The sequence below is a fragment of the Streptomyces sp. NPDC059456 genome, assembly GCF_042750055.1.
GTDB lineage: Bacteria > Actinomycetota > Actinomycetes > Streptomycetales > Streptomycetaceae > Streptomyces.
Genome location: NZ_JBHYVA010000273.1, coordinates 1 through 10202 on the forward strand (window position 1 = coordinate 1; position 10202 = coordinate 10202).

Genomic DNA, 10202 nt, shown 5'->3' on the forward strand with positions numbered 1-10202 from the left:
CCCCCTTCCCCCTCCTCACCCTCCCCGGTGCGCTGATGGCGTCCCGCAAGCGCGCGCGCAACACCACGCGCGCCTCGTGGTGGCGGACCCGCTCCCGCGACGCGTCGGAGCGGGCCCTCCGCCTCCAGCGCGAGGCGGAGGCCCGCTTCCCCGTGATCACCCACGTGGCGGAGCGGATGGTGGAGGTGAACATCTTCGACTCCGCGACGCGGCTGGCAGCGCAGTGCTTCCTGACCGCCGTGCCGCTGGTCTTCGTCGTCGCGTCGTTCGCCCCGAAGCGCGTGCAGGACCAACTGGCCGAATCCGTGCGCGCGGTGTTCGGGCTCAGCGGCGACGCGAGCCAGCAGCTCGACGCCATCTTCGGCGGCACCGACACCGGCTTCCAGAACGCGGTGGGCCTGGTGGGCGCCCTGATGGTGCTGCTGTCCGCCACCGCTGCCAGCCGCGCGATGCAGCGTCTGTGCAAGCGGGCCTGGGAGATTCCCCGGTCGGGAGCCCACATCGCGGTCTGGCGCTGGGTCGCCTGGATCGCCGTCTGGCTCGGCGTGCTGCTGTTGCAGGGTCCCGTGCGGGAGGGGTTCGGCCTCGGACTGTGGCTGGGCGTGCCCCTCACCTTCGTCTTCCTGACCCTGGCGTGGTGGTGGTCCCAGCACCTCCTGCTGGGCGGCCTGGTCGGCTGGCTCCCCCTGCTGCCGGGAGCGGTGCTGACCGCCGTCGGCGCCACCGCCCTGTCGCTGGTCGCACGGTTCTACATGCCGCGCGCCCTGGAGCGGGCGCTGAGCGACTACGGGTCGGCCGGGTCGGTCTTCGTCCTGCTGTCCTGGCTGATCGTGGTGTGCGTGGCCATCGCCATCGGCGTCACGACGGGCGCGGTCCTCGCCCAGGAACCCTTCCTGGCCCGGCGGCTGGGCAGCCCGGCACCCAAGCGGCTGCGGGCTGAACAGGGCTGAGGCACCCGCCCCCGGCACCCGGCCGCACCGTACGGCGCCACCGCGCCGGGAGTGCCATGCTGGGCAGCGGGGGGCCCGAGCGGCCTGGAGGTGCAGTGATGGCAAAACGTGCCGCAGGGGCGGAGGACGGCACCCGCCGGCTGTCCGTGGCGGAGCGGGCCGAAGCGGGCCGCGCCGCCCGCCGCCGGACACCACGCTCCCGGAACGGCGAGTTCGAGCCGCCCGCACACCGACCGGACCCCCTGGACGTCCTCGAAGGCCAGTCGGCCGGCCGGGTGCCCGAGCTGGTGCCGATCCGCTACGGGCGCATGGTGGAGTCGCCGTTCCGCTTCTACCGGGGCGCCGCCGCCGTCATGGCCGGCGACCTGGCGAACACGCCCGATTCCGGGCTGCGGGTCCAACTGTGCGGCGACGCCCACATGCTGAACTACGGGCTGCTCGGCTCCCCGGAACGCAACCTGCTGTTCGACATCAACGACTTCGACGAGACGCTGCCCGGGCCGTGGGAATGGGACGTCAAACGGCTGGCCGTGAGCCTGGCCGTCGCCGGCAGGGAGAACGGCTTCACCGACGCCGAACGCGCCGAGATCGTCCGCTCCGCAGGCAGGTCCTACCGCGAGCAGATGCGCCGCTACGCGGGCATGAGCCACCTCGACGTCTGGTACGCACGCATCGACGCGGAGCAGCTGCGCACCCTCGCGGAGAGCGAACTGCGCTCGCGCGGCCGCAAACAGGTCGCCGAATCCCTGGCGAAGGCGCGCGGACGCGACAGCCTCCAGGCCGCCGGGAAACTCACCGAGGTGGTCGCCGGGGAACGCCGGTTCCGGTCGACGCCGCCCCTGGTCGAGCCCCTGTGGGGGATGCTGCCGGACGCGGAGCGCAACAGGCTGGAGGACCAGATCCGCGACATGATCGACCACTACGGGCAGACCCTCCCGTCGGACCGGCGGCACCTGCTGCGCCGGTTCACCCTCGTCGACGTGGCGCGCAAGGTGGTCGGCGTCGGCAGCGTGGGGACCCGGTGCTGGATCCTGCTGCTCGTGGGACGCGACAGCGACGACCCGTTGATCCTCCAGGCCAAGGAGGCCGGCGAGTCGGTCCTCGCCCCGTACGCCGGCGCCGGCGAGTACTCCATGCAGGGCGAACGGGTGGTGGCCGGGCAGCGCCTGATGCAGGCGGCCAGCGACATCTTCCTGGGCTGGTACCGCGCGCACGGCATCGACGGCCGCGAGCGGGACTTCTACGTACGGCAGTTGCGGGACTGGAAGGGGAGCGTCGAGCCGGCGCTCATGGTGCCGCGCGGCATGCGGACGTACGGGGAGGTGTGCGCCGCCACGCTGGCCCGCGCCCACGCCCGTTCCGGAGACCGGATCGCCATCGCCGCCTATCTGGGCGCCGGCGACGTGTTCGACCGGGCCCTGGTGGGGTTCGCGGAAAGCTACGCCGACCGCAACGAGCGCGACCACCGGGCGCTGGTGGACGCGGTGGCCTCGGGCCGGGTGACCGCGCAGTCGGCCTGAGCGTACGTACGGTCGGCGTGAGCGTGCGCGCGGCCTGAGCGTGCGTGCGGCGCCAGTCGGCTGACCTGCACGGCGAGCCGACACGTGGCCGTCCGGAGCCGTGGGAGGCTCCGTCCATGACAGCCAAGGCACACCCGACACCCGAGGCCGGGAAGGCCAAGGACGCCCGGCTCGTCCTGCTGACGCTGGCGGCCGGACAGTTCCTGATGGCCCTGGACAGCTCGGTCATGAACGTCTCGATCGCGACCGTGGCGGAGGACATCGGCACCACCGTCAGCGGCCTGCAAGGCGCGATCACGGCCTACACGCTGGTCATGGCGATGCTGATGATCAGCGGCGGCAAGGTCGGCGCGATCATCGGCCGCAGACGCGCCTTCATGCTCGGCTGCATCGTCTACGGGTGCGGCTCCCTCACCACGTCACTCGCCCCGAACCTCACCGTCCTGCTGCTGGGCTGGTCGTTCCTGGAGGGCGTGGGCGCGGCACTGATCATGCCGGCGATCGTGGCGCTCGTCGCCTCCAACTTCCCCGTGGAACGCAGGCCGGCCGCGTACGGGCTGGTCGCGGCCGCGGGAGCGGTGGCGATCGCCCTGGGGCCGCTCATCGGCGGCGTGGCGACCACGTTCTTCTCCTGGCGCTGGGTGTTCGCCGGCGAGGTCGTGGTCGTGCTGGCCATCCTGCTGTTCGGCCGCCGGGTCGCCGACGCGCCCCCCGGCCCCCGACCGCACATCGACGTCCTGGGTGCGATCGTGTCCGCGCTGGGCATCGGGCTGTTCGTCTTCGCCGTGCTGCGCACGAGCGAATGGGGCTGGTTCCGGCCCAAGGCCGGCGCCCCGGCCTGGTTCAACCTGTCACCGGTCGTCTGGCTGATGATGGCGGGCCTCTTCCTCGTCTGGCTGTTCTTCCGCTGGGAGCGGCGCCTGGCGGCACGCGGCCGCGAACCGCTGGTCGATCCGGACCTCGGGGGCAACCGGCAGCTCACCGGCGGCCTCACGATGTTCTTCTTCCAGTACCTCGTACAGATGGGCGTGTTCTTCGTCGTCCCGCTCTACCTGTCCGTCGCGCTGGGCCTGTCCGCCGTCAAGACGGGCGTGCTGATCCTGCCGCTGTCCGTCTCCCTGCTGGCCGCCGCGATCGGGATCCCCCGGTTCCGCCCCGACGCGTCACCGCGGCGCGTGGTGCGGATCGGGGTCCTGCTGATGCTCGCGGGCGCCGTCGTGCTGCTGGCCGCCCTGGACGAGGACTCCGGGGCGGGCGTCGTCACCGTGCCGCTGCTGCTGATCGGACTGGGGATGGGGGCGCTGGCCTCCCAGCTCGGGGCGGTCACCGTCTCGGCGGTCCCGGACGAGCAGAGCGCCGAGATCGGCGGCATCCAGAACACCGTCACCAACCTCGGCGCGTCGATCGGCACCGCGGTCGCCGGTTCCATCCTCATCACCGTGCTGACCTCGTCGTTCCTCACGGCCATCGAACAGAACCCGGCGGTCCCCGCCGAGGTCAAGAGTCAGGCGAACGTCCAGCTCGTGGGAGGTGCGCCCTTCCTGTCGGACGCCCAGCTCACCGCCGCGCTCGACGAGGCGGGTTTCGAATCCGAGCTGACCCAGGCGGCGCTCGACGCGAACGCCACCGCCCGGATCGACGGTCTGCGCGCCTCCCTCGGCATCCTCGCCCTGGCCGCGCTGCTGGCGCTGTTCTTCACCCAGCGCATCCCCGCGACCCAGCCGGGGGCGGCGCGGCCCTGACCGCGGTGGGCTACGGGTGACTTGGGGGGCTCGGGGGATTCGGCGCGCTCGGCGGGGTCGGGGGGCTCGGGGGTCCGCCCCCGGCGGGGGCCGCCGGCTGCGCGGCCCCGGGTTCCTCGGCGATGAAGTCCGTCACCGCGAAGGCGAAGAGCAGTACCAGGACGAGGCCCACGACGACCCAGCCCGTCGGGTACGGCCACAGCACGTAGGCGAGGACGGCGGCCGCCACCAGGATCCACGTGATCCAGGTGCGGTGGCGGCCCACGAAGGCGCCGACCGGGCCCGTACGCAGGCCCGCCCGGTCGGCCGCGGCCCGGGTGGCCGCGATGCCGGAGTGCCACATCTGGCGGACCACCGTGGCGTGCCGTCCCGGCCCGGAGAGCCAGGCGGCCAGCGCGAGCACCACGCCGAGGACCACGACCATGCGGACCGTGGTGCGCAGGAGTTTGATCATCGCGTCGTAGACGGCGCCGGCGGCCGGCTGGGACACGGTGTCGGGGAGCGCGTTCAGGTACACCGTGCGGAAGACCGTCAGCGCGATCCCCAGGATGAGCGCCGCGACGGCGAAACCGAGGGCCGCCGCGACCAGGGTGCGCCGGCGGTGGACGGAGAGCAGGACACCGACGGCCGCGAGCACGACGGCGATGACCGGCAGCCACAGCCCCATGATCTCCAGCAGCCGGAAACCGGTCTTGACCCGGCCGATGTCGTCCGACTTGAGCACGGTGAAGTCGGTGTGGACCTCGGGGATCTTGGCGGCCACGCTCAGCCCGGAATCCACCAGCTTGGTCTTCACCTGGTCGATCACGGGTGCGAGGTCGAGGGTCACCGAGTCGTTCTTGATCTGCACGGCCCCTTGGTCGCTGCCGGTCAGGGCGCGGACGAGGGAGGTGTGGACCGTGCGGTTCGCGTTCGTCCAGATGGTCTCGAAGGCGTTCGACTGGACGACGTCCAGCGCCTTCTCGTGCACGAAGCTGCGGACCGCGCCCTCCAGCCCGTTGCCCAGCTTCCCCAGCGCCTTCTGCAGCAGCGGCTTCTGTTCCGGTGCCACGCCCTCCAGCAGGTTGGGCAGGTCGATGTGCTCCATGACCGCGCCGGTGACCCGGTTCGCGGCGGCCGCCTGCACGTCCGGGTTGGACGCCAGCGGGGCCACGGTGGTCACGTAGCGGTCGGTGTCGCCCACGATGCTGGACGTCCACGCCGCGACGATGCCCAGCGGGGCCAGGACACAGCCGATGATGATCAGCAGCGCGGACAGGAAGGCGCGCAGCCGGTGCCAGCGCGGCAGGCGTTGCGAGGCCTCCGCCTCAAGAGTGGCAACCCGAGCCCGCAGCGCGGCGAGCTCACCCTGGTTTTCGTCCTCCGGCATACAGCCCTCCTACGGGTCGTACCCAGGGGATCCCGGCCCGGGGGATCGGGCGAGCGGGGGCGGGCCGACCGGGTGAGGGGACGCGCTCGACGTGCGGAGGGCGGTATGCGGGCCAATACTGCTCATCGCGGGCATTCGGCCCGCCGCAAGGAGGCATCCATGGACGACTACCCCGCGCTCTCCGTGTTCTGGTCCATGCTCTGGTTCTTTCTGTGGATCATGTGGCTGTTCCTGCTGTTCAAGATCATCACGGATATCTTCCGTGACCATGAGATGAGCGGCTGGGGCAAGGCGGGCTGGCTGATCTTCGTGATCATCCTGCCCTTCCTGGGAGTGCTCATCTACGTCATCGCCCGCGGCAAGGGCATGACCCAGCGGGACGTGAAGGCCGCGAAGCAGAGCGAGGCCGCGTTCCAGGACTACATCCGCCAGACCGCGGGCACCGCCCCGGCCGGCGGCGCCGGTGCGGACGAACTGGCCAAGCTCGCCGACCTGAAGGCCAAGGGCGTGCTCAGCGAGGAAGAGTTCCAGCAGGCCAAGTCGAAGCTCCTGACCTGACGTGACCTGACGCGGCACCGGCCGCGCCCGGAAACGGCCTCCGAACCGGTCCGCGGGGGCGGACCGGCGGGAGGCCGCCCGACGCCCCGCCCGACGCCCTGCGCGACGCCCCGCCCACGGCCGGGCCCCGGCCCGGCACGGTCAGCCGAGGCGGGTGGGGGAGGAGGCCGACGGGGTCAGGATGCGGGGGGTTCCGGATCCGTCCGCCGGGACCGTCCAGAGGTCGGTGGTGTCCGGTGCGCCCTCGGTGGGCATGGCGTAGGCCACCGTGCGGTCGTCGAGCCACAGGGCCTGGTCGTCCACGCTGCGCTTCTCGGCCAGCGGCTGCTCCCGCAGCGTCCTCAGGTCCAGTACGTGCTCGCGCCACAGCGAGGCGCCGCGCGTGACGCGCTTCTTGTACGCGACCCGGGTCTCGTCCGGGGACAGGGACGGGCACTCCACGTTCCGGGCGAGGGTGGTGACGGTGCGGCGCGCGATGGAGCCCTTGACCAGGTACGTCTGACCGCCGGTCCCGAGCGTGGCGTAGAAGGTGTCGTCGTCCTTGGAGAAGGTGACGCCCCAGAAGTTCACGTCCCCCGAGCCGTACGGGCGGCCGTCCAGCACGATGGAGAACTTCTCCAGGTCCGGTTCGACGGCCCAGGTGCGGGTGTCGACGATCGTCGTACGGGTGGAGAAGAAGGCGGCGCCGTAGGACTCGCCGGACACGAACACCGTCCAGGCGGCGAAGTGGCCGGTCGGTGAGACCCGGGCCCGTGAGGGGGTTCCGGCGAGCGGGAAGCCGTGCAGGGTGCGCAGATCGGCGTCGACGATCAGGGCCTTGTTGTCCTGGGCGAGCGCCCCGGGGCTGGAGTTCAGGCACACCCCGATCCCGGCGGCCGCATGGAAGCGCCGGCAGGTGAGCCCCGATGCGGTGCGATCGCCCTCGGGGTCCTGCCCCGGGACCGATACGAGGGCCCCGGCGTGCGGCCCCTTCGCGCCGTTGAGGAAGGCCAGCCGGGCCTGCGGCCCGAGCGTGACCCGGCCCGCGGCGACCGTCGGATCGCCCTCCCGCGTCTGCTGGGCGCGGGCGGCGGCGCGCAGGACCAGCGCGGCGGCGAGGCCCCCGAGGAGCAGCACGGCCACGGCGAGTACGAGCAGCCGGCGTGAGCGGGTCATCGGGTTCCTCGGGGGAGTCGGGCCGGGTCCGGAGCGGAGTCCGGGGCCGCCGGGCGGAGTACGAAGCCTGCGACGGCCGCGCAGCAGCACAGACCGGCCGCGGCGGCGGCGAGCGCCGGACCGGCGCCCCAGAGCGTCCAGGCGGCGCCGAAGGCGAGCGAGCAGCCGAAGCGGGCGAGTGCCTGGCCGGTGCCGACGAGGGCGATGCCGGTGGCCCGCAGTCTCGCGGGCACGGTCGCCCCGACGGCGGCGGGCAGCACCCCGTCGGTGGCGGCGTAGAACAGGCCGTGCAGGACGAGGACCAGCCACGGCAGGGCGGGCCAGTGCGGGGCCCAGAGCAGCAGTCCGTACCCGGCCAGCAGGAGGGCGTGCCCGGTGAGGAACACGGTCCGGCGGCCGATCCGGTCGGCCAGGGCGCCGGCCGGCACGGCCAGCAGCAGGAACACGGCGGCGGTGCCGAGGGGGAGCAGCGGGAACCACTGTTCGCGGATGCCGCTGCGGTCCTGGAGCAGCAGGTAGAGGAAGGCGTCGCTGACGGTGGTCAGGCCCAGCAGGGCGGCGCAGACCGCCAGGGCGCGCAACCGGGGCAGCCGCAGCAGGGCCATCGCCTCGCGCACGTTCACGGCGCCGGGCTTCACCGCGCCGGGCTTCACCGCGCCGGGCCTCACCGCGGCGGGCTCTGCCGGGTCGGGCTGCGCCGGGTCGGGCTTCACGGCGCCGGGTTTCACGGCGCCGGGCCTCACCGCGGCGCGCTTCGCCGGGTCGGGCTTCACCGCGCCGGGCTGTGCCGGGTCGGGCTTCGCCGCGGCGGGCTGTGTCGCGGCGGGCTGGCCCGGGGTCGCGCCCGAGGGGACGAACAGCATGAGCACCACGACACCGAGGACGGCGACGCACGCGCTGACCCCGAAGACCGCGTCGTATCCGCCCATCGCCGCGTTCAGGATGAAGAAGGCGGCGAGTGGGCCGAGCAGGGCCCCGGTCGTGTCCATGGCGCGGTGCACGCCGAACGCTCGGCCCTGTAACCCGGCAGGCGTGGAAAGGGAGATGAGGGCGTCGCGCGGTGCGGTGCGCAGGCCCTTGCCGGTGCGCTCCAGGGCGAGGACCACACCCACCGGGCCGAGACTGTGCGCGAGCAGCAGCAGCGGTTTGCACAGGGCGGACAGACCGTAGCCGAGCCCGGCGATCAGCTTGTGGTTGCGGACCCGGTCGGCGAGGTGCCCGCCGGTCAGCTGCACCAGGGCGCTCACCCCGTTGTAGACGCCGTCGAGCGCGCCGAAGCCGAGCGGGCTCAGCCCCAGCCCGGCGACCAGGTACAGCGGCAGCACGGCGGTGACCATCTCGGAGGAGACGTCGGTGATCAGGCTGACCGCGCCGAGTGCGAGGACGGTCGGGGCGACCGCGGGGGCCCGGCCGGGCCCGCCGTCCGGTGCGGTCTTCGCGCCCGCGGGCGCGGAGCGGTCCGCGAGGTACATGCTTCCGAGCTCCCGGTGCCGGCGGTCTGAGTCAGTCGAACGTACGGGTGGAACCCTAGTGGTTGTACGGGCCAACTGGGCTGCGTACGGCCCGATTCGGCGGAATGCGGCGGCCCGGCACGGCACGGCACGGCCCGCCTCGGTCGGGCCCTGCTCAGCCCTGCCGGCTGCTCTCGTCGCGGAGCCACGTGGAGAAGTCCCCGCTGCGGATGGCCTTGCGGGCGCCCCGGCGGGCGGCGAGGGCGGCGACAACGAACACCACGACTCCGGGCAGCAGGCTCGGCTGGGCCAGCAGCAGGGCGCGCAGGTCGCCCGTCCCGGTGCGCGCGGAGGGGGTGGAGGGGGCGCCGGGAGCGCGCGGTGCCGGCGTGCCCACCCCGCCCGCACCGGCCGGCGTCCCGCCCTTCCCGTCCGGCGCGCCCGTCGCAGCCGTCCTGCGCGTCTCGCCCGCCCCGTCCCCTCCGGCCCCTGCCCCGCCCGTCGCGCCGGAGGCCTGGAAGCGCTCCAGTTCGGCGGACGAGGTCGCCGCCCTGACCCGACGCCTGATCAGGTCCGCCCAGGTGCGCGGCGGATGCACCACGACCCGGGCCGCCTCGACCACGCGCCGCTCCTGCGGGGCGAACGCGAGGGACGCCGCCAGGTCGTCGGCCATCAGCGGGGGCAGGGCGGCGATGCGCGCGTGCCCCGGCTCGGTCACCGCGATGACCCCCCGCCCGAACAGCCCCTCGCGGACGGCCGGGAGCCGCTGCCAGACCCGGTAGTACGCGCGGACCGGCCAGGCGCACCCGGCCAGGGGGATGTCCCGCCCGGGCGCGGCGGCGAGGAGGCCCGGACCGGAGACGAGGGCCCCGGTCAGCTCCCGTACGTCCGTCGCCCCGAACACGACGTCGGCGTCCACGTACAGCCGGGGGAAGCCCCGCGCGTGCTCGTCCCCGACCCGCAGCGCCGTGTGTTTGGAGGGAGTCGGTATCTCCACCACCCGGACGCGGGGGCCCCGCGCGCCCGCCACCGCGGCGGTGTCGTCCGTACAGCCGTTGCACACCACGACGATGTCGGGCCCGGAATCCGGGGCGCCGGCGAGGAGTGCGTCGAGGAGTCGGCCGATGACCCGGCCCTCGTTGTGCGCCGGGATCACGATGCTGGTCACCCGGGAAGTATGCATGCTCGAACAGCCGCGCCGACCGTTTCCTCCAACTCTCCCCGGGGGTAGGCCCGGTGGTCTAGATTGAACGCAGCCGACCGGATTCGGCGTGCTTCGGCGACGCTGCAATCCAACCGGAGCAAGGCAGTTGAGGTGTGAGCGGGTGCGGTGGCTTGTGGGGAACAGGCCGCCCGCCCGTGGCCGGACCGGCGCGAGGGGCGCCGGGCGGCCGGGGGGCGGAAAATAAAGTGAAAAACGTAGGCCACGGGTTTGGGGGGGCCACACCGGGGGGCAG

The 10202-nt window shown here is 73.3% G+C and carries 8 protein-coding genes; 4 read left to right on the forward strand and 4 right to left on the reverse strand.

The window, feature by feature from the left end:
* The first annotated feature begins 35 nt into the window (after positions 1-35).
* The 3 genes from ACFXA3_RS22870 (at position 36) to ACFXA3_RS22880 (ending at position 4212) form a co-directional block, all read left to right on the forward strand.
* Positions 36-950 carry a YhjD/YihY/BrkB family envelope integrity protein gene (locus ACFXA3_RS22870; protein ID WP_385189438.1) on the forward strand — a complete coding sequence of 305 codons (915 nt, stop codon included), beginning with the start codon at positions 36-38 and terminating at the stop codon, positions 948-950.
* A gap of 98 nt (positions 951-1048) precedes the next feature.
* Entirely contained in the window at positions 1049-2470 is a 1422-nt protein-coding gene (locus ACFXA3_RS22875) for a DUF2252 domain-containing protein (RefSeq protein ID WP_385189422.1), read from the forward strand.
* Between the two features lie 116 nt (positions 2471-2586).
* Positions 2587-4212, forward strand: a complete 1626-nt coding sequence (locus ACFXA3_RS22880) for an MFS transporter (RefSeq protein WP_385189424.1) — start codon at positions 2587-2589, stop codon at positions 4210-4212.
* A gap of 10 nt (positions 4213-4222) precedes the next feature.
* Here ACFXA3_RS22880 and ACFXA3_RS22885 read toward each other — a convergent pair whose 3' ends face one another.
* Positions 4223-5581: a hypothetical protein gene (locus tag ACFXA3_RS22885; protein ID WP_385189427.1), complete on the reverse strand. Its 1359-nt coding sequence runs from the start codon at positions 5579-5581 to the stop codon at positions 4223-4225.
* A gap of 159 nt (positions 5582-5740) precedes the next feature.
* On the opposite strand from ACFXA3_RS22885, the gene ACFXA3_RS22890 reads away from it, so the two are divergent.
* Entirely contained in the window at positions 5741-6139 is a 399-nt protein-coding gene (locus tag ACFXA3_RS22890; protein WP_385189429.1) for an SHOCT domain-containing protein, read from the forward strand.
* Positions 6140-6280: 141 nt separating this feature from the next.
* Here ACFXA3_RS22890 and ACFXA3_RS22895 read toward each other — a convergent pair whose 3' ends face one another.
* The 3 genes from ACFXA3_RS22895 to ACFXA3_RS22905 form a co-directional block, all read right to left on the reverse strand.
* Positions 6281-7294: a TolB-like translocation protein gene (locus ACFXA3_RS22895; RefSeq protein WP_385189432.1), complete on the reverse strand. Its 1014-nt coding sequence runs from the start codon at positions 7292-7294 to the stop codon at positions 6281-6283.
* Positions 7291-8766 (reverse strand): MFS transporter, encoded by a 1476-nt coding sequence (locus ACFXA3_RS22900; protein WP_385189434.1) that lies wholly within the window; start codon positions 8764-8766, stop codon positions 7291-7293. The genes ACFXA3_RS22895 and ACFXA3_RS22900 overlap by 4 nt, the downstream gene beginning before the upstream one ends.
* Before the next feature lie 154 nt (positions 8767-8920).
* Positions 8921-9913 carry a glycosyltransferase gene (locus ACFXA3_RS22905; protein WP_385189436.1) on the reverse strand — a complete coding sequence of 331 codons (993 nt, stop codon included), beginning with the start codon at positions 9911-9913 and terminating at the stop codon, positions 8921-8923.
* Between the last annotated feature and the right edge of the window lie 289 nt (positions 9914-10202).

Excerpts from the sequence above, each read along its gene's own strand:
- ACFXA3_RS22870 (WP_385189438.1), top strand. The coding sequence starts at position 36 with ATGGCGTCCCGCAAGCGCGCGCGCAACACCACGCGCGCCTCGTGGTGG.
- ACFXA3_RS22875 (WP_385189422.1), top strand. The coding sequence starts at position 1,049 with ATGGCAAAACGTGCCGCAGGGGCGGAGGACGGCACCCGCCGGCTGTCC.
- ACFXA3_RS22880 (WP_385189424.1), top strand. The coding sequence starts at position 2,587 with ATGACAGCCAAGGCACACCCGACACCCGAGGCCGGGAAGGCCAAGGAC.
- ACFXA3_RS22885 (WP_385189427.1), bottom strand. The coding sequence starts at position 5,581 with ATGCCGGAGGACGAAAACCAGGGTGAGCTCGCCGCGCTGCGGGCTCGG.
- ACFXA3_RS22890 (WP_385189429.1), top strand. The coding sequence starts at position 5,741 with ATGGACGACTACCCCGCGCTCTCCGTGTTCTGGTCCATGCTCTGGTTC.
- ACFXA3_RS22895 (WP_385189432.1), bottom strand. The coding sequence starts at position 7,294 with ATGACCCGCTCACGCCGGCTGCTCGTACTCGCCGTGGCCGTGCTGCTC.
- ACFXA3_RS22900 (WP_385189434.1), bottom strand. The coding sequence starts at position 8,766 with ATGTACCTCGCGGACCGCTCCGCGCCCGCGGGCGCGAAGACCGCACCG.